Annotated in this window: 20 protein-coding genes; 5 read left to right on the forward strand and 15 right to left on the reverse strand. The window is 41.7% G+C overall.

Annotation, left to right across the window (positions count from 1 at the left end; translation table 11 throughout):
• Positions 1 to 8: 8 nt before the first annotated feature.
• The 3 genes from EVU92_RS03080 to EVU92_RS03090 form a co-directional block, all read right to left on the reverse strand.
• The gene (locus EVU92_RS03080) at positions 9 to 2,903 is read right to left on the reverse strand and encodes a TonB-dependent receptor (protein ID WP_130049961.1); all 2,895 of its coding nucleotides are present in this window, start codon (positions 2,901 to 2,903) and stop codon (positions 9 to 11) included.
• Positions 2,904 to 3,089: 186 nt separating this feature from the next.
• On the reverse strand, positions 3,090 to 3,707 hold the full coding sequence (locus tag EVU92_RS03085) for a LysE family translocator (RefSeq protein ID WP_130049962.1): 618 nt from the start codon (positions 3,705 to 3,707) through the stop codon (positions 3,090 to 3,092).
• Between the two features lie 39 nt (positions 3,708 to 3,746).
• On the reverse strand, positions 3,747 to 4,151 hold the full coding sequence (locus tag EVU92_RS03090; RefSeq protein WP_130049963.1) for a DUF3224 domain-containing protein: 405 nt from the start codon (positions 4,149 to 4,151) through the stop codon (positions 3,747 to 3,749).
• A 77-nt stretch (positions 4,152 to 4,228) separates the two neighbouring features.
• Between EVU92_RS03090 and EVU92_RS03095 the strand changes: the two genes are divergently transcribed.
• Complete coding sequence (locus EVU92_RS03095) at positions 4,229 to 6,001, forward strand: ABC transporter transmembrane domain-containing protein (protein WP_130049964.1); 1,773 nt, start codon at positions 4,229 to 4,231, stop codon at positions 5,999 to 6,001.
• Positions 6,002 to 6,226: 225 nt separating this feature from the next.
• Here EVU92_RS03095 and EVU92_RS03105 read toward each other — a convergent pair whose 3' ends face one another.
• Complete coding sequence (locus EVU92_RS03105; RefSeq protein ID WP_130049965.1) at positions 6,227 to 6,859, reverse strand: OmpA family protein; 633 nt, start codon at positions 6,857 to 6,859, stop codon at positions 6,227 to 6,229.
• A gap of 80 nt (positions 6,860 to 6,939) precedes the next feature.
• On the reverse strand, positions 6,940 to 7,809 hold the full coding sequence (locus EVU92_RS03110; protein WP_130049966.1) for a transporter substrate-binding domain-containing protein: 870 nt from the start codon (positions 7,807 to 7,809) through the stop codon (positions 6,940 to 6,942).
• 33 nt (positions 7,810 to 7,842) lie between these two features.
• Between EVU92_RS03110 and chrA the strand changes: the two genes are divergently transcribed.
• Positions 7,843 to 8,979 (forward strand): chromate efflux transporter, encoded by a 1,137-nt coding sequence (gene chrA / locus EVU92_RS03115; protein WP_130049967.1) that lies wholly within the window; start codon positions 7,843 to 7,845, stop codon positions 8,977 to 8,979.
• Here the strand turns inward: chrA and EVU92_RS03120 are convergent.
• Genes EVU92_RS03120 through speA form a run of 4 tightly spaced genes read right to left on the reverse strand, consistent with a single transcriptional unit; the run spans position 8,976 to position 13,955 of the window.
• Positions 8,976 to 10,226 carry a mechanosensitive ion channel domain-containing protein gene (locus tag EVU92_RS03120; protein ID WP_130049968.1) on the reverse strand — a complete coding sequence of 417 codons (1,251 nt, stop codon included), beginning with the start codon at positions 10,224 to 10,226 and terminating at the stop codon, positions 8,976 to 8,978. The genes chrA and EVU92_RS03120 overlap by 4 nt on opposite strands.
• Positions 10,223 to 11,146 (reverse strand): acetyltransferase, encoded by a 924-nt coding sequence (locus tag EVU92_RS03125; protein WP_130049969.1) that lies wholly within the window; start codon positions 11,144 to 11,146, stop codon positions 10,223 to 10,225. The genes EVU92_RS03120 and EVU92_RS03125 overlap by 4 nt, the downstream gene beginning before the upstream one ends.
• Before the next feature lie 28 nt (positions 11,147 to 11,174).
• Entirely contained in the window at positions 11,175 to 12,053 is an 879-nt protein-coding gene (locus tag EVU92_RS03130; RefSeq protein ID WP_130049970.1) for an acyltransferase, read from the reverse strand.
• A gap of 21 nt (positions 12,054 to 12,074) precedes the next feature.
• Complete coding sequence (speA, locus tag EVU92_RS03135; protein ID WP_130049971.1) at positions 12,075 to 13,955, reverse strand: biosynthetic arginine decarboxylase; 1,881 nt, start codon at positions 13,953 to 13,955, stop codon at positions 12,075 to 12,077.
• 198 nt (positions 13,956 to 14,153) lie between these two features.
• On the opposite strand from speA, the gene speE reads away from it, so the two are divergent.
• Entirely contained in the window at positions 14,154 to 15,017 is an 864-nt protein-coding gene (gene speE / locus EVU92_RS03140) for a polyamine aminopropyltransferase (protein WP_130049972.1), read from the forward strand.
• A gap of 55 nt (positions 15,018 to 15,072) precedes the next feature.
• Here speE and EVU92_RS03145 read toward each other — a convergent pair whose 3' ends face one another.
• The 3 genes from EVU92_RS03145 to EVU92_RS03155 form a co-directional block, all read right to left on the reverse strand.
• Positions 15,073 to 16,674: a methyl-accepting chemotaxis protein gene (locus EVU92_RS03145; protein ID WP_130049973.1), complete on the reverse strand. Its 1,602-nt coding sequence runs from the start codon at positions 16,672 to 16,674 to the stop codon at positions 15,073 to 15,075.
• A 74-nt stretch (positions 16,675 to 16,748) separates the two neighbouring features.
• Positions 16,749 to 17,978: a hypothetical protein gene (locus tag EVU92_RS03150; RefSeq protein ID WP_130049974.1), complete on the reverse strand. Its 1,230-nt coding sequence runs from the start codon at positions 17,976 to 17,978 to the stop codon at positions 16,749 to 16,751.
• The gene (locus EVU92_RS03155; protein ID WP_130049975.1) at positions 17,968 to 18,582 is read right to left on the reverse strand and encodes a methylamine utilization protein; all 615 of its coding nucleotides are present in this window, start codon (positions 18,580 to 18,582) and stop codon (positions 17,968 to 17,970) included. Before EVU92_RS03155 ends, EVU92_RS03150 begins: the two co-directional genes overlap by 11 nt.
• A gap of 161 nt (positions 18,583 to 18,743) precedes the next feature.
• On the opposite strand from EVU92_RS03155, the gene EVU92_RS03160 reads away from it, so the two are divergent.
• Positions 18,744 to 20,786: a glycoside hydrolase family 97 protein gene (locus EVU92_RS03160; protein ID WP_130049976.1), complete on the forward strand. Its 2,043-nt coding sequence runs from the start codon at positions 18,744 to 18,746 to the stop codon at positions 20,784 to 20,786.
• Positions 20,787 to 20,934: 148 nt separating this feature from the next.
• Entirely contained in the window at positions 20,935 to 21,516 is a 582-nt protein-coding gene (locus EVU92_RS03165; RefSeq protein WP_130049977.1) for a hypothetical protein, read from the forward strand.
• 110 nt (positions 21,517 to 21,626) lie between these two features.
• On the opposite strand, the gene EVU92_RS03170 is transcribed toward EVU92_RS03165, so the two are convergent.
• From EVU92_RS03170 to acnB, 3 genes are all read right to left on the reverse strand, one after another.
• Positions 21,627 to 22,865 (reverse strand): cysteine desulfurase-like protein, encoded by a 1,239-nt coding sequence (locus tag EVU92_RS03170; RefSeq protein WP_130049978.1) that lies wholly within the window; start codon positions 22,863 to 22,865, stop codon positions 21,627 to 21,629.
• Between the two features lie 9 nt (positions 22,866 to 22,874).
• A complete protein-coding gene (locus EVU92_RS03175) occupies positions 22,875 to 23,507 on the reverse strand; it encodes a 2OG-Fe dioxygenase family protein (RefSeq protein ID WP_130049979.1) in 633 nt (210 codons plus the stop codon).
• A 196-nt stretch (positions 23,508 to 23,703) separates the two neighbouring features.
• Positions 23,704 to 26,301 (reverse strand): bifunctional aconitate hydratase 2/2-methylisocitrate dehydratase, encoded by a 2,598-nt coding sequence (gene acnB, locus EVU92_RS03180; protein ID WP_130049980.1) that lies wholly within the window; start codon positions 26,299 to 26,301, stop codon positions 23,704 to 23,706.
• Between the last annotated feature and the right edge of the window lie 268 nt (positions 26,302 to 26,569).

Genomic DNA, 26,569 nt, shown 5'->3' on the forward strand with positions numbered 1-26,569 from the left:
CTTACTGATCAATGGTTATAGGTAAAACCTAGATAAAACTGGCGACCAAAGAATTGCGTGGTCCCTGTTTTACTGGTTGTTCCAAAGTAGCTTTGTGTTGGTTCATCAGTCAGGTTATTCACTTGTAATAACATGCCGAATGAATCTGTGAACTGATACGATGTTTGGAAATCGACAACCGTTTCCGCATCAAAATTCACCACTTGCTCATTGACAGCAACTTGCTCTGAAACAAAGTCATCGCGATAACGCACATTCAAACGTGTTTCAAAGTTTTCATAGCTGTAAAAAAGTGTGCCGTTAAAGACATTGTTTGAAAGGCCAGGCAAATCTTGCGACACAGAATCGCCACCTAAATCAGTAATAGATTGCACTTCGCTCTCGGTATATGAGTAACTAGCGTTAATGCCTAGACCTTCAAACGGTGATGGTAAGAAAGAGAAAACTTGCGTATAGGCAAGCTCAATCCCACGAATATAACCACCTTTGGCATTATTAACCGCAGTAGTGTACACACCATTAGTAGTTTCGATTTGCTCACCGCTGACAGGGTCCACAATGTATTCTGGTACGTTAAAACCATTACCTTTGAAGTCAAAGTTCTCTATGGCTACCGTATCTATGAATGAGTCAATATTCTTATAAAACGCAGCAACAACCAGAGCACCATCTGTGTCTTCAAAGTATTGCTCGTATGAGATATCGTACTGGTCCGCATAGAAAGGTTTTAAGAATGGATTATTGGTACTTGAACCGTTAATTTCGCCGTCATTGTTAACCGATGCACTAGCATCACCTGCTAAACGGTTAATTGGAGCACGCGCCATCACTTTTGCCGCAGCAAAACGAACTTGTGTCGCGTCACTTACTTTAAAATTCAGGTTTAACGACGGTAAGTAATCAGTGTATTTAATACCTAACACGCTAGGCGCATAAAGGTCATTAACAATGCCATTGTCATCGACAATATATTGCGCACCAAGCTGCGGATCGCCACCGACATTTTCAAGTACTGTCGCTGACTGGTCTGTATCAACTCTGCGAATACCAAGGTTACCTGTGACTGGTAGAGTACCAATTTCGGTATCAATATTAAGCATAAGATACGCTGATACCACTTCTTCGTACACTGATCCGCTTTGTAGCATGGTCCATGAATAGTTAGTGGTGTAGCCTTGTGTGTCAGGCTCTTTGTCACCATCCAGATCAACGACGCCATCGGCATTACCCCAGGTTTGTACTGGCTGAGGAATACCATTTGGGAACCATGCGTTGAGTGCTTTATCTAAATCTATCGCTAAGTATGATGGGAAATAACTAAACTCACCTTGCCAATCAACTACTGTAGTCATATCGTCAGTTAGACGAAGTGGCGGCTGTGTCGAAGAGAATGCGCCATCGTTACCGTATTCAAATACAGAGCGATTATTACTGTACTCACGGTCTGAATAACGAGCGCCAAATTCAATTGAGCTAAACCAATTGTTCTCTAACTCATATTTAAAATCGAGTCGAAATGCTTTTACTTCATCTTCATTTTCATACGGATAAATACCGTATTTACTAACCATAACTCGGTCGATATCGCTAAATGCGTCGGCTTGATTAAAGCCAATATCAGGTAAGTTTAAGCCGTTCAATTGATAGTTAAGTGATACATTGGTATCAAACACAGGGTTTTCAACGGTAGCATCTTCTGCAACCAATGCCCAAAGTAAACCATTTCGGAAGTTACTCTTAGCACGTGATAGCGACACGTCAGCGTTCATGTTTAAACGCTCGGTAATTTGCCAATCTGCATTAATACCGTAGCTATCTACTTCATCAAAGTCTTGGTTATCATCATTAACGATTTCAACGCGAGTAAAGCTATTTGATGTGCGGTTAATCGCACCACCAATAACCGCATTACCATCAAGTACTGGGTTAGCATATACAGCAGATGGACCACCGAACTTAACCCGGAAACCACGGGCAAATGACTCGCTATCAAAACGAGATAAAAACGCATCACCTTTTAATTTAAAGCTATCGGTTGGCGCCCATTCAATCGAGGTTAAATAGCCATTACGGGTTTCTTCACCGCCTAAATGCTGAAGCTCAAAACCCTCGCTGATGTATTCATTAGCAGGGTTATCTGCTGGGCCATCGGTATCATTTGCTAACCCATCAACATCTTTATTGCCGTTATATGCAAAGCCGATAAACTGAGTCGCCACACTTGGCTGGAATAAGCGTGCGTAACCCAATGCGACACCTAATGTATCGTCAAGAAACTTACCTTGGTAAGAGAAGCTAATACGATCGCCGTATTCGGTAGCATCGAATACCTCTGAAGCACGGTCGTTATACATACCCCGCACATTAGCGGTAAATTTGTGTTGCTGGTCATTATCCAATGGGCTGGCTGTTTGTAACTCTACTGTACCCGCTACGCCCCCTTCTATAAGTGATGCTTTGGGTGACTTATACACCGCCGCCGAACTGATTAACTCAGACGGATATTGGTCAAACTCAATACTACGGCTACCACTGGTAGATACTTGCTCACGACCATTTAATGTCGAAAAAACAAATCCACCGGATAAACCGCGGATGTTTATTTCGGCAGCTTGGCCACCGGTACGTACCGCTGAGATCCCCGGTAGCCGTGTTAATGCATCAGCCATCGACACATCAGGTAATGCTCCTAAGTCATCAGCTGATAGTTGCTCAGAGACTGTGTCGCTAAAACGTTTTTGATTTAATGATTGAATTAAGCTGCGACTGAAGCCGCGCACTTCAATTACTTCAAGCTCAGGATCTACTTCCTTTGCCGATGTGCGTTCTTCTTCCGTCGCCGCCATTGCACTATTTGCTGCCACCAAGGCCAGCATAAGCGCACTTAGCTTGAATTTCCCCATTGGATTCCCACCCTGTTGTCGTTGGAGGTGTTGTATTTGTGGTTATTGTTGTTGTCAAAAAACAACCAATAAAGTGTAACCAAAAGGTGAATATTGTGTGATGAATACGTATGCAATAGGAGCTTACTGGGGAGAGCTGCGATCACCTCCCTTTTTATTAGTGGTGTAATCGCAACAAAGAGAGATTTATAGGGTAATAACGACGCGAACTGCTAAGGTAATAAAAATTACCCCTAGCAATTTTTCAAACCATGGATTCGCCTTAGTAAAACCAAAACGCTTTTTTGATATTTCGGTTAACAGTGCAACAAGTAGATACCAGCCTGTATCGAGTACAAACACGGTTAAACACATGATCAACCCGACTTGCAAAGTCAGATTCTCTGGGTCAATAAACTGCGAAAATAGGGCTAGAAAGAATACCGCAAGCTTTGGATTTAAAAAAGCAATGGCAAAACCATCTTGCAAAGCGATGCGAGGACTTGGCTTAGTCTGCTCAACATTCAGTGTTTGCGGGCTAGGTTTAGCTAACAGAATACGAATCCCCAAATAGGCGAGATATGCTGCACCGCCATAGACCAGCACTTGATAAAGCGTTGGTAACTGAGTCATCAGCGCGCCTAAGCCAAGTAACGAGGCACACGCATAAAAACCAACCCCAATACCATGGCTTAACGCCGCTAACATGCCGTTCTTCACACCTCCATGTAGACTGTGCTTTAAAACCACAGCTAAACTTGGCCCCGGAGACATAGCACCCATCACGCAAATTAAAACTAAACTCAACCACTCAGTTAGTGTCATTATTCTTTATTCTCTATTAACAATAAAACTGATGTAATGTTAGTCCATCAGTTGGTATTCAAAGTCATAATAATGAATACCCGATTCAATTCGAATTGCCATTTTACCTGAAATACCTTCAAGCTCTCCAGCACCGGAGTCAGGCACCACTTCTAAAGTTAATCGGTCAGTCCCTTTATCCATAGTGCCAAAATGTTGCAGTACAAAACTACCTTGCTTACCTTCTAAGCTACCAACAACTTGCTCAATTGCTACATAGCCTGCACTGCCTTGAGTTGCAGTCATGGCACTGAGCATTTCGCCTTGGCTTGTTGCCTCTAATGGGCCTGAGAACTGTTTATCAATCGACATGCGTCCTAAATTAACGCCATCTTGACCTGTGGCATATCCGCCAATTGGGTTTAATTTTACGCTGAATTGACCACTGATCGTTGTAGATTCCATACTAATCCCTTAATAACTGTTGATTTTTAGAGCGTTGATAACCATATCTATACCCTATTCACCAATAAGAATCTAGCATGCCTAACAATAAAGAAAAGGCGGCATTTAGCAGCCTGTTACCAATTTTAGCTTTTATAAAACCCTATAAATGGGTGGTGTTTGCAGCGCTTGGCGCCTTGTTGCTCACCGCTGGTGTGAACTTATCACTTGGGCAAGGCGTTAAATTTGTTATTGATCATGGCTTTATTGCTGGCTCACAAGCTCAGCTTCAACAAGCAGTAATGGTACTGATTGGTTTGATTAGCTTATTAGCGGTAGGTACTTTCTGTCGCTTTTATTTAATGTCGTGGATTGGCGAGCGAGTCAGTAACGATATGCGTAAAGCTGTGTTTGATCGTATTGTTACGTTGCACCCAAGCTACTTTGAAGAAAACCGCAGCGGCGAGCTAATGTCGCGACTAACCACCGACACCACCTTGTTGCAATCTATCATCGGCTCCTCTTTTTCGATGGCATTGCGCAGTAGCTTAATGCTGATTGGTGGCTTGGCTATGCTACTTATCACCAACCTAAAGCTAACTCTTGTGGTTGTTGCCTGCGTACCCGTAGTACTACTGCCGATGATGATTTTTGGCCGAAAAGTGAGAAAGCTCGCAAGCTCAAGCCAAGATGCCATTGCCGATATCAGCACCTATGCTGGTGAGATCATTCAAAATATTAAAGTCGTGCAAAGTTATAGTCACGAAGAACGTGAAAAAGCAGCATTTAGCGAAGAAACCAACAAGGCGTTTCAAGTAGCGAAGAGCCGTATCAAACAGCGCTCGTTTTTGATTGCAGCGGTTATATTTCTGACCTTTAGTGCCATTAGCGTGATGCTTTGGGTTGGCGGCAGTGACGTATTAGCTGGCACCATGACAGGTGGTGAACTAGGCGCTTTCGTGTTTTACGCAATTATGGTGGCCATGTCTGTAGCAACAGTTGCAGAAGTATATGGGGAACTACAAAGAGCCGCAGGGGCAGCAGCACGATTGTTAGAGCTACTCGCCGTTGAAAGCATGATCAAAAGTCCAGATACAAATCATGATGCACAACTTGAGGAAAACAAGCTTGATCACCCCGCTATTCAGTTTAATGAGGTGTCTTTTCATTACCCTTCAAGGCCAGATAAAGCCGCTTTAAATGCGCTAAATTTACAAGTAAAACAAGGGCAAACTGTTGCTATTGTTGGCCCGTCAGGGGCTGGTAAAACAACGTTGTTTGAGTTACTGCAGCGCTTTTATGACCCAAGCTCTGGGAGTATTTCGCTGGCAGGAATAAACATAAAAGCGCTTTCTCTTGATTGCTTGCGCCAGCAAATGGGGATGGTGGCACAAAACCCAATTTTATTTAGCTCAGATGTAATGCATAACATTCGCTATGGCAACCCAAGCGCCAGCGACGAGCAAGTATATGCTGCGGCTAAATATGCCCATGCTGATGAGTTTATTAATCAACTACCTGATGGCTATCACAGCTTTTTAGGGGAGCAAGGTGTCAGGCTTTCTGGTGGGCAAAAACAACGCATAGTCCTCGCGCGAGCAATATTAAAAGACCCAGCTATCTTATTGCTTGATGAAGCAACCAGTGCACTCGATGCACAAAGTGAGTTTCATGTACAAGCTGCGTTAAAGCATCTAATGAAAGACAGAACAACACTCATTATTGCCCATCGTTTAGCAACGGTTAAACATGCCGATGTAATTGTTGTAATGGATAAAGGGGAAATAATTGCAACTGGTACACATCAGCAATTGTTTGAGACTAACCCATTGTATAAACAATTGTGCGAATTACAGTTTAATCGAGATTAAAAAAGAGGAATGTCAGGTTTGAAAGGGCATATCAAACCTGACCACAACTTTAGATGTAATACCAATTAGCTTAATTAAGTAGTCTATTTTGAGGCAATAAAACCTCGTTGATAACAAGGCAAAAATTTCGTTGTTTAGTTGTTCTAAATCAGAAATTTTTAACGCAGTTAGCGACAGGTTTAATCCCTCAAAATGACTAAGTATTATTGCGGATTGGTATAAAATCTAACCTTGTGTATTTGGTACGATCTGAATTTCTACGCGACGGTTTAAAGCACGACCATTTGCTGAGTCATTGCTCGCTACAGGACGCGTTTCACCATAACCTTTTGTGCTAATGCGCGCAGACATGATCTGATGATTAACTAGGTAATCTTTTACGCTTTGTGCACGCTGCTGAGACAACGTCATATTGTAGCTATCTTTACCTGTGCTATCTGTATGACCTTCAACACTTAAATACGTTTTTTCGTACTTATTCATCACGTTAGCAATCGCGTCTAGCGTGCTGTGGAAACCTGATGAAATATATGACTGATCTGTCGCAAAAGTAATGTTTGATGGCATGACCAGACGGATATTATCGCCTTCACGAACCACTTCAACACCAGAGCCCGCTAGCTCATCGCGAAATGCTTCTTCTTGCTTATCCATATAATCGCCAACGGCTGCACCAGCTAATGCACCAATAGCTGCACCAATGAAGATACGTTTATCGTCGTGATCACCTGTTGCTTTACCTAGAACTGCACCTGTTGCGGCGCCAATCGCAGCGCCTTTACCTGTATTAGTTGTCTCACAACCTGTTAAAAGAACGGCTAAAACGCCCACTGTTAAAACTGATTTTGTAAAAGTCATGTGTCTCTCCATGGCAATTATTCAAATTGAATTGTTAACAATTATGAATGAGTTTCTATGAACAAACGATGAAGAGTGGGTTACTTATCAAGTGTTACAGTAGTAATCGGAGGTAAGTTATATCTTTTGACCAATTCTGTTAAGCGGCCATTGAGGACTAACGTATTGAGGCGCTCTTGAATTTTTTCGGCCAAATCTGAGCGTGCGAATTGTTTACTTAACGCAATGTGACCATATATGACATCTTTATGGCGATACGGCATTTTTACGATTTCTTGTGAAGGTCGCTGCAGAAATACAGAGGCATGATCAGCTGTGCTCTCAACAGCAATCACTAGCTCAACACGATTTTTTAATAGCATTTCAAATGCATTATTTTCACTTAAAGCCTCAACTTTTATAAGTGTTTTATCGTTATCGAAACGAGGAAAGTGTGCTGCACCTCGCATTACAGCAATACGTTTACCGGCTAAATCTTGATAGCTATTTATTTCAAGCTCGCTATCAGTTCTTGCATAAAACACAAAAGAAGACGACAACATCATGTATGGAGGGGTGAGAAACTGCATTTTTTGTTCACGCGCTTTGGTGCGAATGAGTCCGCCCATCACATCTAGTTCATTTTGTTCGAGCATTTTCAGACAACGAGAAAACGGGCAAGCAACATACTCAAGTTTGATTGGTAAAGTACGCCGCACCTCACGCATAATATCAACTATCGCGCCGCTCACTTTACCATCTTCAGTGACCATGCCATAAGGAGGCGCATGATCAACAGCCACCACAACCTTCTCAAAAGAAGTTGCAAGTGCAAAGCTGCTGCATAGCGATAACAATAAACAGGTAATATAGCGTTTCATAGTGATACTCATAACTACGTTCACTCGTTCTCTATATTGTAGACGGCCTTGTGTCATAAAAACCACAAAAATGTCATACAATTTTGTCATAATAGAAACATTCACCCTGGAACGGCAAAAGTAATGTTATTCATCATCTTTAAACAATTCTTTTTATTAGGCTGTATGAGCTTTGGTGGTCCTGCAGCACACCTTGGTTATTTTAAGCGCCACTTTGTTGATAATTTAAAATGGCTTTCAGCAGAACGTTATGCTCAACTAATTAGCCTGAGCCAAGCGTTACCAGGCCCGGGGTCGAGCCAAGTTAGCTTTGCAATGGGGGTTGAAAAAGGTGGGCTACTGGGAGGTCTTTGTGCTTTTGTAGGCTTTACCCTGCCCTCATTTTTAATCATGTTTTTTCTGGCTCTCAGTGCTCACCAATTTGGTGATATTTACTTTGCAGTCATTGCTGGACTTAAACTATTTGCTGTAGTGATCGTTGCCGATGCAACCTACAGCATGGCAATGAGCTTTTGCAAAAGCCACTTACATAAACTCATAGCAGTACTGAGTACTGTTGCGCTGATTGTATTTTCACAGTTATCAAGTCAAATTTTAGTACTTATTGCGGCTGCAGCCATAGGTTGGTTTTATCCTCAGCTTAAACTTCCAGAGAACCAAGAACATAAACCTGTGAAAATTGCTTGGTTACCGCTTGGTTTATTTACCGCCTTGTTACTGATGAGCTTTTTACCTTTAGGCGAGTGGTTCTCTTTGTTTGCCCCATTTTACCAAACAGGCGCTATGGTCTTTGGCGGCGGCCATGTTGTATTACCCATTTTACAAGCTGGTGTGCCGAGTCTTGAAACCGAGCAGTTTTTATCTGCTTATGCCAGTGCTCAGGCCATTCCAGGACCAATGTTTACCATAGCAACATACCTAGGCGCACAAGTGTCTCCAAATACGCCACTTATAGGTGCAATTGTCGCGACCATCATGATTTTCTTGCCGGGATTTTTATTGATGTTAGCTTTTATGAAAAGCTGGCTACAACTGGCTGATAAGCCTCGCTTTGCAGGCAGTATTTCAGCATTAAATGCCGCCGTGGTAGGCTTTTTAGCTGCCGCCCTTTATTCACCTATTTGGCAATCGGCCGTGCAAAATCTGTGGCAAGTAGCTTTAGTTATTGTGGCATTTACTTGGCTAAGAATAGCAAAGCCACCAATTTGGTGGCTATTGTTAGGATTTATTGCTATCAGCGTACTGATTAGTCAGTTTTAAGCTTTTTCACGCACAGTGTTAGCAACCTTGATACTTGGTTTTAGCCCTGTTTGGGATTCGCTTGTACTTAACTGCCCAGTAACACTTTGATAAGGTCTAAGTCCAAATATAGGCAACACAGCAAGTAGATGATCCATAATCTCTGCTTGCAAGTGCTCATACGAAATCCAGCGCTTATCTTCACTAAAGCAGTAAAACTCAATGGGTAAACCATGATTCATCGGTTGTAACTCACGCACCATTAAGGTTAAATCACGATTAATTTTTTCGTGCTGTTTTAAGTAACCTTCAGCATAACGACGGAATAAACCAAGGTTTGTCACCGGATCAGGCAAGCTTGAAACACGAATATAATCATTAAGTGGGATAGCAGCATCAATTTGTTCACGAAACGCATCATCGACTAAACGTATACTATTCATATCAATATTTAAAGCACGCTTGATACGACGACCACCTGACTCTTGCATACCTCGCCAGTTTTTAAATGATCCAGCAACCAGCATATAAGTTGGGATAGTTGTAATGGTGTTATCCCAGTTTCGTACTTTTACGGTATTTAAGCCAAGGTCGATAACCTCACCGTCTGCGCCATAGCTATCCACTTGGATCCAATCACCATAGGTCACTAAACGATTAGCTGCAATTTGTATACTGGCTACAAAACCCAAAATAGTATCTTTGAACACCAGTAAGGTGACCGCAGCTATCGCACCAAAACCTGAGAGAATATATGTCGGTGACTTCTCTAGTAAAATGCTCACAATGAGGATGGCACAAACCATAAAAGTGATAAGTTTTACTACCTGTATCAAACCCTGAATCGGAATATCACGGGCAAAGTCAAGTTGGTTATAAATACCACCTGCAATACTCACCACACTACTTAAAATGAAACCACCATAAATGATCAGGGCAACTTGCCCCACGGTTTTAAGGACCAACGAGGCAACATCATGGACAGGATATACGTAATCAAAAGTTGCTAAATAAAGAACGCAACACAATGCTCCAGCAAAGCGACGATTGAGCTTATTGAGCATAGGTGTCAGCGCGCCAATGCGCTCTGGTGAAAGACGAGTAACAACCTTTTGGATGCCCGGCAGTAGCAGGCGGCGGGTAAACGTATAGATTATTAGTAATGAGCCAACGCCGATAGCTGTCGCCGTTAATGCGCTTAACAGCGTCGCGTCTGGCATTGATTCAAACCAAGGCATCACCAATTCTTGCAGGTGAGTTTGCTTCATGGCGCTTCAACCTCTTTATTGATGTTGGCAAGGTACTCAGCTTGCTGGGCTTGATGATAAGTTAGTAGCTGAGCGTCTTTTTGCAACCATAACTCATTAATATGTTGTTGAAAAGCTGTTCTAAAAGCTCTGTCATGCTGATAATCACCAATCATATCTGCGCTAATTGCTTGCACATGCATCTCAACTTTTATGACATTAAGACGACCACGCATCAGATTTCGGCAAATATGCTCGCCTTCCCCCTGGTAAATAATCGAGGTATTTAATAATGCATCAAACTGCTCACCTAATACCTCAAGGGCAAATGCAGTACCACCCGCTTTTGGCTTTAAGAGGTAAGTAAACGGGCTATTCTGTTTACTGTGTTTTTGACAAGTAAAGCGAGTGCCTTCAACAAAGTTAATTATAGTCGTTGGGTGATTACGAAAATCGCGGCAACTGCGTTTGGTACGCTCTACATCAAGTCCTTTCAGCTTGGGATTTTTTGCCAGCTGCGCTTTGCTAACGCGCTTCATAAAAGGCATACCCATAGCCCAAGCGCCGGTGCCAATGAACGGCACATACTTCAGCTCGTCTTTTAAGAAGAATTTTGGCGCAGGTAACACATCAATCGCACTTAACACAACAATGTCGAGCCAACTCATATGATTAGAAATAAGTAAGTACCAACCATCTTTACTGATATTGCCTTTAATATCGATATCAATCGTTGGGCAACCTAACCACAAAGCGAAACGGTTACCTTTGCACCAACCACGATAAGCTACATGGAGAATATCGCTAACCACTTTAAACGGTAGTAATAATTTAAGCACACCGAACAGCAGCACTAGCGTGCCCCAAATAATCACATTAGCAAACAAAACAATGCTGACTAGGATGCCTGTTAACCAATTTGGTAAAAATTTCTTTAACATATATGTGCTCTCGACTGCGTTAGCAATACTACTGCGTTTTTGCTTCTAACTCGGCTAGCTGCTGATTTTTTTCATCCCAAATGCGATTTAACTCAGCTTGAAAGTTAACTCTAAAGTCAGCATCACCGGTGTAATCACCGATTAAATTAGGGCTCACTTCCATCACTTCTACTCGCAAATCAACTTGCGTAACACGACCACTGGCAAAATCAACAAAGCTCGGAATACCATCAGGATAATGAATGGTTACATTGACCACTTTTGAAATTTGTTCACCCATAGCTTGCATAACAAACGCAACCCCGCCCGCTTTTGGCTTTAACAAGTGTTCAAAAGGGCTGTTTTGGCGTGAATGTTTTTCGGCAGTAAAACGTGTGCCTTCAACAAAGTTAACGATACTTACCGGCATTTCTTTGAACTTTTCGCAAGCTTTGCGCGTTGTTTCTAAGTCCTTGCCACGTAATTTAGGGTTTTTCTTTAATTGTGATTTGCTAGTGCGAGTCATAAAGGGAAAATCTAATGCCCACCACGCAAGACCTAAGAAAGGCACGTAAATTAGTTCTTTTTTTAAGAAAAAGTTTAAAAAAGGAATGCGGCGATTAAACACGCGTTGCATTACAACAATATCTACCCAACTTTGATGATTAGCGATCACCAAGTACCAATCTTTTGCTTTGAGCTGCTCAAGTCCGGTTACGTTTAGCTTATAAGAAGCAAATAAGTTTTGGTTAATACTGTTACAACTCACCCACATAGTGGCGCATTGCTTAGCAACCCAACTCATTAATTTTTGCAGAGGTTTAATTGGGATCAGTTTAATCACGCCACAAATAAAGATGGGCACGAACCAAAAAAGTGTATTGAGGGTGTAGAATAAAAAACTGAACACACAACGGATCATGGACATTACTACTTATTCCTTTAATGCTTAATCTTCAAAATACGTGTAGCCAGAAAGGCCAGCATTTAGTTCTGACAAATATTGTGCCTTAGATTGCTCATCAATTGCCAGTGACTTAACCCGTTTTGCAAAGTTTTCAGCAAGAATGTCACTATCATAATCAACAAACTTTAATACGTCCTTAACGCTGTCACCTTTAATCGCGTTAGTCAGCTGATAACCGGCTTCAGTAAGCTCAACATGCACTGAATCTGTGTCGCCGAATAGGTTATGTAAATCACCTAAAATTTCTTGATACGCGCCCACTAAGAACATCGCAATGTGATATTGCTGGCCTTGCTTGTACTCAGGTATAGGTAAGCTGCTCTCAATGCCGGTACCTTCAACATAGTTACGAATTTGTCCATCAGAGTCACAGGTAATGTCTTGAATAATAGCGCGTTGCGTTAACGGCTGATGTAGGTTTTCAACAGGCATCACAGGGAATAATTGCTGAATACCCCAAACATCAGGCAGTGATTGGAATAATGAGAAATTAACGAATAGCTTGTCGGCCAGTTTTTCGTTTAAATCGTCTAACACTTCACGGTGGGCACGGGCATTTTCGCTGAGGGATGCTCGAACGCGGTGTAAAATGGTGAAATACAGCTGCTCAAGCTTCGCCCATTCAAGCATAGTGAGTAAGCCATGCACATACTGATCATGAGCTTCACTAAATAGATGCATTGCATCATGATAAATTTCCAGCGCCATACGCGGTGTTAAACGCTGTAAACACTGCCACATTTCATCTAGTACCAATACGCTACCGGCCTCAGGCGCTGTTGGGTTTTCATGATTTGGCGCACGCTCAACATCGATAACATCAGTAATTAATACCGCATGATGCGCTGTTAACGCACGACCTGATTCGGTAATAATGGCTGGGTGTTTAAGGTCATGTTGTTGGCACACTTCAGCAAACGCATTCACTACATTACGTGCATATTCATCAACACTGTAGTTCATTGAACACGAACTACGTGAACCAGACCCTTCATAATCAACACCTAAACCGCCACCTACATCAACTGTATTAAGTGGCACGCCTAACTGAGTTAACTCAGCAAAATGGCGAGCACATTCACGCAGTGCCCGATGAATATCACGGATATTGGCAATCTGAGAGCCAATATGGAAATGCACTAGTTGCATTAAATGAAGTTTATTACGCGACTTAAGTAGCTCAACCGCAGAAAGTACTTGGCCTGCAGTTAAACCAAACTTGCCTTTTTCACCACCGGTATTTTGCCATTTACCTTTACCTACCGAGTTTAAGCGAATACGGATACCGATTGATGGCTCAATTCCTAAGTCATCAATTTCAGCTAACAAGGTAGTCAGTTCAGAGAGTTTTTCAACAACAATGTGAACCTTGTGCCCCATGCCTTGACCAATACAGGCCAAGCGCAAAAATTCACTGTCTTTGTAGCCATTACATACAATGGTAATTGGCTCTTTCGCTACACCTAAAATCGCCATAAGCTCAGGCTTTGAGCCGGCCTCAAGGCCCACTAAACCACTTGGATGAGCGAGTAGTTTACTCACAACAGAGCGCTGTTGATTAACCTTAATTGGATAAACACAAGTATAACTACCTTGATATTCACGGGCGTTACACGCTTTGGTAAAAGCACTCGTCAGAGTATCAACACGATTTTGTAGAATGTCAGTAAAGCGTACTAGTACAGGTAAAGTAAGACCTTGCTTTTTGAATTGCTCGGTCAGTTCAGATAAAGACACCGCAGCTTTAGTTTGATCACCATCAGGGTAAGCCACCAGCTCACCTTGCGCGTTAATGTCAAAGTAACCGTCACTCCAGTGAGCAACATTGTATGTATCGCGTGCTTTGTCTAAACCCCAAGTCATGGCAATATCTTCTGTAATTTCATTAAATATAAACGCACATTTTAATACGCTAGGGCTGACCACGCTAACAAAAATTGCGCTATATGCCAAAGTGATAAAAAATATTCGCTATACTGATTAAAATTTGATTGAGCAATTGGTCAAGCACTGGCAAAATTGCCCCCCTTTTTTACCATTAACCAAAAGTGTATGAGCAAGATGGCTAATTTAGATCAAAACAACTGGTTCACTGAAATTAGTGACCGTGATGGTAGTGCCTTTTCACTACGCATTACTAAAAAGCTTGATGAACAACAGTCGCCATTTCAAAAAGTAGAAATGTACGAAACAACTGACTTCGGTAATCTGATGATTATTGACGGTTGTACTATGGTAAGTAGCCGTGAAAACTTTTTTTATCACGAGATGATCAGCCATCCGGCATTGCTTGCACACCCAAATCCAAAAAATGTTGTGATCATTGGTGGTGGTGACTGCGGTACATTGCGCGAAGTATTAAAGCACCCAGGTGTTGAAAGCGTAACACAAATTGATATCGATGAAGTCGTGACACAAATGTCACTTAAATACTTCCCTGAGCTGTGTGAATCAAATCAAGATCCTCGCGCTACAGTGATGTTTGACGACGGCATCAAGTACATGCGTGAAGCAGCGCCTGAATCAATCGATGTAGTGATTGTCGATGGTACAGATCCTGTTGGTCCAGGCGAAGGTTTATTCAACCATGCTTTCTATACGAGCTGTTTAACTGCACTTCGCCCTGGCGGTATCTTAATTCAGCAAAGTGAATCACCACTTATGCATATGCCACTATTAGTAGAAATGCGCGATGCGATGACAGAAGTGGGCTTTGTTGATCTACAAACTCTGCCTTTCCCACAGCCAATTTACCCAAACGGTTTATGGTCAGTAACTCTTGCTCGTAAGTCAGAAGCATTCGCAGGGTTTCGTGAAGATGATGCAAATACACTCGCGCAAAGCACAGAGTACTATAATGCAGGTATTCACCACGGCGCATTAGCGACACCAAATTATATGAAACGTGCTTTTGAGAAAAAGTAAGCGTTTTAGTTAGATGTAAAAAGGGCTCATTGAGCCCTTTTTTGTTGGCTTATGATTAGACTTTAAATCGATTTACTAAATGATTGAGCTCATCAGTGAGTTGGTTCATACGATTAGCTACTTCTTGTGTTGAACTAGCTAAGCCGCCCCCTTGTTGGGTTTGATCGTTTAAGTCTGATAAATTTTGGCTAATTTCATCTGCCACAGCAGTTTGCTCTTCCGTCGCTTGCGCTGTCTGCATTGCCATATCATTTACCTTAACTGATGACTCTTGCATTGAGTTAAGCACATCATTGGTTTGTGTAAATGACTCAACCGCTTCATCGGCATAGCGCTTACCACTGTTAATAGCTTGCAGTGACTGCTCAACGCTTGTAGCAAACTGTTCAACCATAGTTTGAATGTCATTAGTACTTTCTTGTGTGCGAGTTGCTAGGGTACGAACCTCATCAGCAACGACCGCAAAACCGCGACCTTGCTCACCGGCGCGCGCGGCTTCAATTGCAGCATTCAGAGCAAGCAAATTTGTTTGTTCAGCTATTGCCCGAATTACTTCAAGCACTTTGGCGATGTTGTCTGAGCTTTGCTGCAATTCTGTTGAACGCTGGCTGGCATGCTCCATGTTGTCTGACAGCGCAATAATTTTACGGCTTGAATTATCAACCGCAGCTAAGCCTTGTTTAGCTAGCTGTTGTGAATTATCGGCTTCATGAGATGAGTTTTGCGCCACATTGGCCACTTCGCGACTTGCTACACTCATTTCGTGTACAGCACTGACTATCGACTCAGACGCTTGGCTGAGCTTTTGATTTACTTGGTGGTTTTGATTAGCAAAGTTGTCTAAATCATTACCAAGATTATGTAGCTCTTTCGCTTGTTCTAAAATATCTTTGATTAACTGTTGTAAGTTATCTAAAAAGCGGTTGAATGCAGTAGCCAACTCAGCAAATTCATCTTGCGTTTTAACATTAATACGACCTGTTAAATCTCCATCTCCAGAGGCAATTTCGTTAATTCGTTCTGTGACAAAGTTAATTTGTTTTGTAAGCTGGCGTGGCACAAAATAACTAAACCAACCAGCAACTGCCAGAACAACTGCAATCATCAGCATAAGCATCACTTTAAAGCCCATTACTTTATCCATCAGCTTTTCTGTTTCTGCTTGAGAGGTTTTATCTGCCGCTTCACCGGCTTTATCTAAAATATCACGTAGTGCCGAAAAGGATTGCTCTGCAGCTTGTCTTTGCGAAGCATCAGCAGGGTTATTTATGTAACTTGTTGATGCTGTGTACCATGCATCAAATGCGCTATCAAAGTTACGGAATTGACTCGTAATCTCAGAGTATGGCGACATATAAGATAGATATTGCTTAAATCGTTCTTTAACTTGCTCGGCATTTTCTTGGTGATCTGTTAGTTGCTCTTTATCACCTTTCATTTGAGTAACAAGATGCAACTCTGCCACTTTAGCTTGGTACAGGTCTCGGTCAGCATTAACAACCACAGAAACCGCATTTAAGAAACGTTCTGACTGTGCATCAATCGCTTCTTTTTGAAGGTTAATTAGATAGGTATAGCCGGCAATTAAAATGACGACAGCAATGCCAAGTAGCACAATTGGTAAAGAGCTTTTGACGCGAATGCTTTGTAACTTCATACATTATCCCAATTCAAATTCTAATCAGCACGTTCATTAGAATGTTAGTAGAAAAACTAAAAAAGTGTATGAAATTAAAAAAACCAACTCGCTGAAAATTGCAATTGCTGCTGCGAGTTATGCTCATTAAATCCCATACAGGGTCTGTTTTGAGCGTCACTGCTCAGCACTGAATATTCAGCACCTACTTGCCACTGAGTTGACAGTTGATAACGCCAACTTGCGGTTAAAGCTTCTCCACGACTTTGGTTAGGATCAAATTGCCAATCATCATGATCGCTAACCTTGAAATAATCATACCTAATTGTGAGACGATGCTGGTCTAACTTGTGGCTTAATAAAACAAAATGACTATAAAAATCATTATCTACCCCACGGTGAGGGCCCATTGAAGTTTTACCATCTAACAATTGCGCAATAATGCGTGTTTGCTTATTAACTTTATATAGCCAAGCAACGCTTAAAAAGCGAGTATCCCATGCGTATTGACCAGTATCGGTATTCAAAGCACCTGGATCGCCATTGTTATCATAATAATAAACACGTAATTGCGATCGCTTCTGATAATCCCAATGCGCGCCAACGTAATAACCAAAGCGGCCATCAACTTCTTCGAAAGGCTCAACATGCTCAGCTTGCTTACTTAACTGATACCAATTAAATGAATTAGGGGTTGCAAAATCAATACGTTCATTAAAGGTAGTTTGCCTATCATGCATAGCAAAGCCCCGCCATGACAATAAAGTACCGGCGGGATCATTGCCTTTAAACACCGAGGCAACCCCTTCAAAGCTGTGGTTACTTCTAAACTGTCGACCTGGGCGCTTAATGCTTGCCTCTAAACCAAAAGCACGTACCTCTTCACCAATCCATGTATTAATCGCAGAATTAGTATAGTTATAAGGTGACATCCAGCCACTTTGTGGATTCTCTAGTGACATTTTTGGATAAAAGCCACCAGCTTTAACAGCCCATTTGTAGCGACTTGCAGTGAGAGGCTGATATTGTAAATAAGCCTGAGTAAAGCCTACTGTCAGTTCAGGATCTGGATGAGCGTTAAGCACAGTATGCGCAGACCAATCGCTATTTAATTCAAAACGACTACTTAGCATAGCTTGTGATATTACGACACCATCATGCTCTTGGTCATAACGGTATAAGCCGATTCCCTTACGCTGATAGCTCGACAGTTGGTCGCCACGCACAGCCGTTACGGTTAGCTGCCCATCATGCTCGGCAAAGGCCTGTATAGGTAACCCCACAACACTAAATAATGCCAAGGCGTGCCATTTATTAATAATCATCAAATTCGTCACTGCTTAGTTCTAATTTTGGTAATAAAGTTTGTTTTAACTGATAACTTAATTGCTTAGCCGTGTTTTTGATCTCGATGGTTTCTGGTGTGCTGATATCATTAAATCGGTCATGCCAAACAGCCAAAGTAAACTTACCTTCAGGTAAGCTTAGTTCAACCATACCTTGCTCATCGGTTTGCCCATAAATACCGCCATCAACGACTACAATATAACCCAGCATCCAGTCATGAATGTTACAGCCAAGCTCGACAACGCCTGTTTGTGCAAAGTTAATCGGTTTTTCTGGTTTATCGTGGTAAAGCTTTAACTCAAATTGCTTTGTTTTAGAAAATGAATAAACGTGGTGCATGATTGAATCAAGGTTAGGAAACTCAACATTAGCCCCTTGTGGCACTGCCAGCACATGAGGCACAAAGGCACGTTTTTTTTGACTCATAGTGTAATGACTATCAAGAGCTGTAACTTGTTTTGAACCTTTAAGCCAAACCACGGCATTTTTGAGAGGTTGATTCTGCTTATCAACTATCTGTATTTGCTGTGCCAATAAACATTGACTAAACAATAGTAGTAGCAACAGGGTTATTCTTGTCATTTTTGCTAAACCTTTTTAGGTGCTGGACTTGGTATCGCAGCGTTCACTTTGTTGAATACGTATGCAGATCTCTCGTATTAACCGGCAAGTCACTTTATGCTTTAAGGATGTATGTGAATACGTGACAACAATCCATAACCATAAGCCGCCAAGGAACAACAATGCGATTAACTGCCTTAATGTTAGCAGCCTTTTCAGGTACTTGCCTAGCACAAACCACAACCGTCAGTTCACCTGATGGGCAGATCAAAGTAACTATCTCAGATGAGCAACACACACCTAGCTACGAAATCAGCTTTGCAGGTAAACAAGTCATTGCTAACTCTTCGTTAGGCCTTGTTTTTAAACAACAACCAGCAATGAGCGAAGGTTACAAAATTAGCAGCCAAACCACTGATTCGGTAAAAAGCAGCTGGGAGCAACCTTGGGGTGAACGCCAAACGGTAGTTGATAACCATAACGAAGTCGCTGTTACCTTTAAAAAGCCACATCCACAAGGTGGCACGTTTACAGTACGTTTTCGCGCTTTTAATGATGGTGTAGGTTTTCGATACGAATTACCAAAACAAGCTGGCTATGATGATGTAGAAATCACTAAAGAGCTTACAGAGTTTGCTATTACAGATTCATCAGATGCAACAGCTTGGTGGATCCCCGCCCGAGGTTGGAACCGTTATGAGTATGTTTATAACACTACCCCACTTCATAAAGCCGCACTTGTGCACACACCATTTACTTTAAAAAATAAAGATGGTGTGCATATCAGTATTCACGAAGCTGCCCTTGTTGATTATGCAGGCATGGTTTTAAATCAACGTCGTGATGGTACTTTCCAAGCAGATTTAACACCTTGGTCAGACGGTGTAGCGGTTAAAAAGCACGGCGCATTCAATACACCTTGGCGTACAATTCAAATTGGTGATGAAGCCGTTGATTTAATCAATTCTGATATCATCTTAAACCTAAACGAGCCGAATAAACTCGGTGATGTATCTTGGGTTAAACCGGGTAAATACGTAGGTATTTGGTGGGGTATGCACATCAATGAAAATACTTGGGGTAGCGGTAAAATTCATGGTGCAACCACTGCAAACACTAAATATTATATGGATTTCGCTGCTAAATATGGCTTTGATGGCGTGCTAGTCGAAGGCTGGAATATTGGCTGGGATGGCGACTGGTTTTATAACGGTGATGTATTTAGCTTTACTCAACCTTATGACGACTTTGATATTGAAGAGCTAACACGTTACGGCAAAGAAAAAGGCGTGCAATTAATTGGTCACCACGAAACTTCAGGTAACGTGACTAACTACCGTAACCAAATGGAAGCTGCATTTGCGTTATATGAAAAATCAAATGTAAGCCAAGTTAAAACAGGTTATGTAGCTGACGGTGGTAACATCAAGCGTATCGATGAAAATGGCATTGTCCGTAAAGAATGGCACGATGGTCAGTTCATGGTAAACGAGTACCTATACAACGTGAAACTTGCTGCTAAGCATAAGATTAGTATCAATACGCATGAGCCAGTAAAAGATACTGGCCTACGTCGTACATACCCGAACTGGATTGCTCGTGAAGGTGCTCGTGGCCAAGAGTTTAACGCATGGGGTACACCGCCGAACCCACCTGAGCACATTCCAATGCTTGCTTTCACCCGTATGCTTGCCGGCCCAATGGATTTCACACCAGGTATTTTTGATATGGGCTTTAACGGTCTAGGTGCCGATACCAATCGCCCACAAACAACTCTAGCGAAGCAATTAGCGCTATATGTTGTAATGTACAGCCCAATTCAAATGGCCGCTGATTTACCACGTAATTACTTGGCCAAGCCAGATGCATTTCAGTTTATTCAGGACGTACCAACTGATTGGCAACAAAGTATTGCACTACAAGGCGAAGTTGGCGATTACGTTGTATTTGCACGTAAAGAGCGCAAGCGTGAGCAATACTCAGGTAACGACTGGTATCTAGGCGCTGTCACAGACGAAAAAGCCCGCACTTTAGAAGTGAAATTAGACTTCTTAGATAAAGGCAAAAAGTTTGAAGCGCAAATCTACCGTGACGGTGATAAAGCACAGTGGGTTAATAACCCTTACGACTTAAAAGTAGAAAAACGCATTGTTACTGCTGATGATAAGTTGACGTTAAAGCTTGCTACCAGTGGCGGCACAGCGATTCGATTTAAAGCGATGTAAGTTGCTAAAAATTATGAAAAGCGCGGCATTTGATGTCGCGCTTTTTTATTTGCTTTGAGAAATAGGAGCACTAGTAATGGCTATGCTCACTTGCAATTTACCTTTCTCAAAGGTAAATTTTTTGAATGATTACTCAAGTAAGTAAAGAATGGATCCTTTAGAAAGACTTGCACAGAGAAATACCGCACATAAAACAGCTCGTAAAAAAGAAAAACGTGAATTACTTTGGCATATTCCGATCACTGTAATCAGTATTTTGACTTATATGTCTATTTATATCTTTTTAGTGACTGACGACATAAATCCGAATGATTTGCCAATAACTGTAAAGCCAGTATGGGTGGTTTCAAATCTACTAACTCTGGGGCTAGGTGCCACGCTCTTTGTAAGCAGTATTGCGTTTTTAGTATTGCTATATTTTTTAACGAAATATATAAAGGTAAATATTTTAAAGCTCAAAGTGGCAACTATAACTACTATGCTATTTCTGGTTAGTATATCTTTTTTTGCACTTGGCAATTTTTGTAACAGCCTAATTTATAAAAATAAAATTTTAATTGCCGATTTCATGCATTTTGGATTTTATGAACCTCCTACTCTCATTCAGATGGCTTTAAACTGGCTAACCATCTTAATAGTTATCTTGTTACTTTCTTTAAATTTCATCATTGCTTCAGCACCTTTCAAAGCCAGAAAGCACTTTAAAACTAGTTTTCTTGATAACTCATAACTGTAACAACTTAAACTATAAGTAACTGACTGCTCTGTAGATCTCCCCCCATAAAAAAGCAGCCTACTAGGGCTGCTTATAACTTAAGGTTTGAAGCTAAAAGCTCGGCTTTAATCTGCTAGTAATTGATCAAATAAATCAAAAACTTTATCGAGCTCTTCAATAGTGTTGTAGTGCATACAACCAATGCGAACTACGCCGCCGGTTTCTAATACCCCTAGCTGCTTACATAAGCCTTGGGCATAGAAGTTACCATCCCACACACAAATGTGCTGCTTACCTAAAAACTCAGAAACAATACGTGGCTCAATGTCTGCAAAAGTTAGTGCAAAAGTCGGTGTACGCTCAGATAAACGATCTAAAGCATCAATACCGAACAACTTGATACGCGGATAATCAGCCAAACGCGTTAAGAAATGCTTACTTAATGCCATTTCGTGTTGTTTAGTGATAGCAAATGCAGCAGCTAATTTATCTCGGCGTGAGTGACTATCATCAAGCTCACTAATTGCAGCAATGTAGTCCACAGCAGCAATTAAGCCAGCCAATGCTTCAAAGCTTTGTGTTCCAGTTTCCCAGCGACCTGGCGCAACATCTTTTGCAGGCTCAACTTTATATGGCGTGAAACCTTCTAGGTGCTCACGTTTGCCATATACAATACCAAGGTGAGGGCCAAAGAACTTGTACGCAGAGCAGGCTAAGAAGTCGCAATCAAGTGCTTGTACATCCACAAGCTCATGAGGTGCATAATGAACGGCATCAACATATACTAGCGCACCAACAGCATGTGCAAGTTCAACGATGCGTTTAATATCATTAATTGAGCCAGTAGTGTTCGATGCATATGTCACTGCAACAAGCTTTGTTTTGTTAGATAAAAGGCTTTCCAAGTGTGCCATATCTAAGCTGCAATCAGCTTCGTTGATAAGGGTAGTTTTTACAGTAGCGCCTTTATCTTCAGCAGCTTGCTGCCAAGATGATACATTTGAGAAGTGATCAGCATTGGTGACGATAATTTCATCACCTGCAGTCCAATCACGCGAGATTGCACGGCTAAAGCTAAACGTTAAGCTTGTCATGTTTGCACCAAACACGATTTGCTCTTTAGATGGCGCATTTAATAAGTCGGCTGCAGCTTGGCGAGCGTTTGCCATTAACTCTACTGTTTTGTCACTTGAGAAAAATGCACCGCCTAAGTTTGAGTTGTAGTAACCCAAATAAGCAGTCATGGCACTTAAAACTGACTGTGGCACTTGAGAGCCACCCGGGCCATCAAGGAAAATCGGTGACTGACCGGCAACTTGTTGCATAAGCGCAGGGAATTGGCGACGTAATTGCGTTAAGTTCATGATATACCCTTACGCAGTTAGTACGAAGCAATCAAGGTAACCTTCTTTGCTTGCGTCTAATTTATTCATTGGGGTTGCGTTATGCCATACTTCACGGTCATTAATAAGCGCAAACATGCCGTCCTTAATTTCCATTTTGAAACATGGCTCAGCTTGTTGGTGCTCATAAACAAGTAGCTCACCACCTTCTAGGTTTTCATGTGATACACCACATACACAAACGTGATCAAAACCATCTTGGTGAACACCTTCAGGCGCAGCAGGTGTGTCGCTGTCGATAGCAAGCATTCTAAATTGGTGAATTTCAATATTGCGGTCATCGCTAATACCTGTCATATCACGAAACTGATTAACGATTTGCTTCATGCCATCAGTCGCTAATAAGCTATCTTCTAGGTTTTCATAAGTACGCTCAACATTACCTTGAAAGGTATTAATTGAGTCATCTTGCACGAATGCTTTTGTTGGTTGTAATTTTAATTCTCCATCAACAACTTTAATTACTGAATAACGACGCTTACGAAACTCACCATCTGCGTATGGATTCGCAGGTAGGTTAGCAAAAGAAGGTTTTACTGCGTCAATATGCGCTTGGCTTACAAAACGAAGTTGTAGAAGGTTCTGGTTGTTTAATGTAGTCATTTAGATCTCGCCTTAATACGTTGAGAATATTGGCGAGGATTTTAATGCAATTGATAGGAAATTTTTGCGTTATTATGTAAACAGCAATGATTATTTATGTAGATTTAAGATCGAATAAACAAGTAATTTAGAAATTTTATCTAAAATAAAAAGCCCGCTTAATGCGGGCTTTTCTTGCAATTTAATTTATCTCTAATTAAACAGCTTGTTGAACGATTACTTGGTCTGCCTTTTTAGTGTATTGAGGCATACGGTGGAAGTTCAGGTAACGATATGTATCAGCTGCCGTTGCATTGATCTTATCTGCATACTCTTGGTACTCAGCAGGTGTAGGTAATTTACCTAGGATTGCTGCTACTGCAGCAAGCTCTGCTGATGCTAAGAATACGTTCGCGCCAGTACCTAGACGGTTAGGGAAGTTACGCGTAGAGGTAGAAACAACAGTTGCTTTATCAGCAACACGTGCTTGGTTACCCATACATAGTGAACACCCTGGAGTTTCGATACGTGCACCTACGCGACCAAAGATACCGTAGTAACCTTCGTCAGTAAGCTGGTCTTTATCCATCTTCGTTGGTGGTGCAACCCAAAGTTGAGTTGGGATACGACCACTGAAGCCATCTAGTAATTTACCTGCGGCACGGAAGTGACCGATGTTAGTCATACAAGAACCGATGAATACTTCGTCGATTTTCTCGCCTGTTACGTCTGAAAGAAGACGTGCATCATCAGGATCATTTGGAGCACAAAGGATTGGCTCTTTGATGTCAGCAAGATCAATTTCAAGTACATGTTTGTACTCTGCGTCAGCATCAGCTTCCATAAGCTCAGGATTAGCTAACCACTCTTGCATTGCATTGATACGACGCTCAATAGTACGCACATCACCGTAACCTTCAGAGATCATCCACTTAAGCATTACGATGTTTGACTCTAGGTATTCAGCGATAGACTCTTTAGAAAGCTTAACTGTACAACCTGCAGCTGAACGCTCAGCTGACGCATCAGAAAGCTCGAAAGCTTGCTCAACTGTTAGGTGCTCAACACCTTCGATTTCTAGCACGCGACCAGAGAATTCGTTGATCTTACCTTTCTTCTCAACAGTAAGAAGACCTTCTTTAATACCGTAGTAAGGGATAGCATGTACTAGGTCACGTAATGTGATACCTGGCTGCATTTCACCTTTGAAACGTACTAAGATTGACTCTGGCATATCAAGAGGCATTACACCAGTTGCTGCTGCGAATGCTACCGCACCAGAACCCGCAGGGAATGAAATACCTAGAGGGAAACGAGTATGCGAGTCACCACCAGTACCTACTGTATCTGGTAATAACATACGGTTTAACCATGAGTGGATTACACCGTCACCTGGACGTAGTGATACACCGCCACGGTTCATGATGAAATCAGGAAGTGTGTGGTGAGTATTTACGTCGATTGGCTTAGGATAAGCTGATGTATGACAGAAAGACTGCATTGTTAAATCTGCAGAGAAACCTAAACACGCTAGATCTTTAAGTTCGTCACGCGTCATAGGACCTGTTGTATCTTGCGAACCAACAGTTGTCATTTTCGGCTCACAGTATTGACCAGGACGTACGCCAGGCATGTTACATGCTTTGCCAACCATCTTCTGAGCTAATGTGAAGCCTTTACCAGAATCAGTTACAAGAGCTGGCTTACGGAAGATATCTTCAGCTTCCATACCTAGTGATGCACGCGCTTTATCAGTTAAACCACGACCGATGATAAGTGGAATACGACCGCCAGCACGAACTTCATCAAGAATTACGTCTGATTTAAGAGAGAAAGTAGAGATAACTTCATCTGTACCGTGACGCTTAACAACACCTTCGTATGGGAAGATATCGATTTGGTCACCCATGTTTAGCTCATCAACAGGTAGCTCAATTGGTAACGCACCAGAGTCTTCCATTGTGTTGAAGAAGATAGGAGCGATTTTACCACCTAAACATACACCACCAACGCGTTTGTTTGGTACGTGAGGAATATCATCACCCATGAACCAAAGTACAGAGTTAGTTGCAGATTTACGAGAAGAACCCGTACCAACTACATCACCAACGTATGCAAGAGGTAAACCTTTCGTTTTAAGCTCTTCTAGCTGTGCGATTGGACCAACTTCACCTGGTTTGTCAGGATTGATGCCATCACGTTCATTCTTCAGCATTGCTAAAGCATGTAGTGGAATATCAGGACGTGACCATGCATCAGGTGCAGGAGAAAGGTCATCAGTATTTGTTTCGCCAGTTACTTTGAATACTGTAACTGAGATTTTTTCAGCAACTGCAGGCTTGTTTACAAACCACTCAGCATTTGCCCAAGATTCGATTACTTGCTTAGCAAACTCGTTACCTGCTTTCGCTTTTTCTTCTACATCGTAGAAAGCATCGAACATTAATAATGTGTTTGATAAACCTTTAACAACGATTGGTGCTAGCGCTTCGTCATCTAAAAGATCAATCATAGGTGCGATGTTGTAACCACCTAACATAGTACCAAGTAGCTCAGCTGCTTTTTCTTTTGATACAAGTGGAGAGCTCGCTTCACCTTTTGCAACTGCAGCTAAGAAACCTGCTTTGATGTAAGCAGCATCATCAACACCTGGTGGTACGCGATTAACTAGAAGATCAACAATAAATTCTTCTTCGCCTGCCGGTGGATTTTTGATTAGTTCAATAAGATCAGCCGTTTGCTGAGCATCTAATGGCGCTGGTACGATACCTAACGCGGCACGTTCTTCTACGTGTTTACGATATTCTTGTAGCACAATATTGCCCTCTTGGTGACGTGAAAGTACTCGGTAGTAGTAAGCTAAATACCAATTAAGACCCAGTACTTATAGTATTCTGACGGTTAATTATAAAGCTTTTAAGTATAGATGAAAATCCATGCTGTAGTTAGAGGCTTTAATACTCACTATAAATAGCATGAATAGTACTAGAAAAAAACGCTATTCAAATGAATATTTATTAAGAATCATTCCTATCTATCAATTTCTAGGGCTTTAAAATGAAAAAACCCAGCACTAGGCTGGG

Source organism: Pseudoalteromonas sp. MEBiC 03485 (assembly GCF_004195145.1).
GTDB classification, from domain to species: Bacteria; Pseudomonadota; Gammaproteobacteria; order Enterobacterales; family Alteromonadaceae; genus Pseudoalteromonas; species Pseudoalteromonas apostichopi.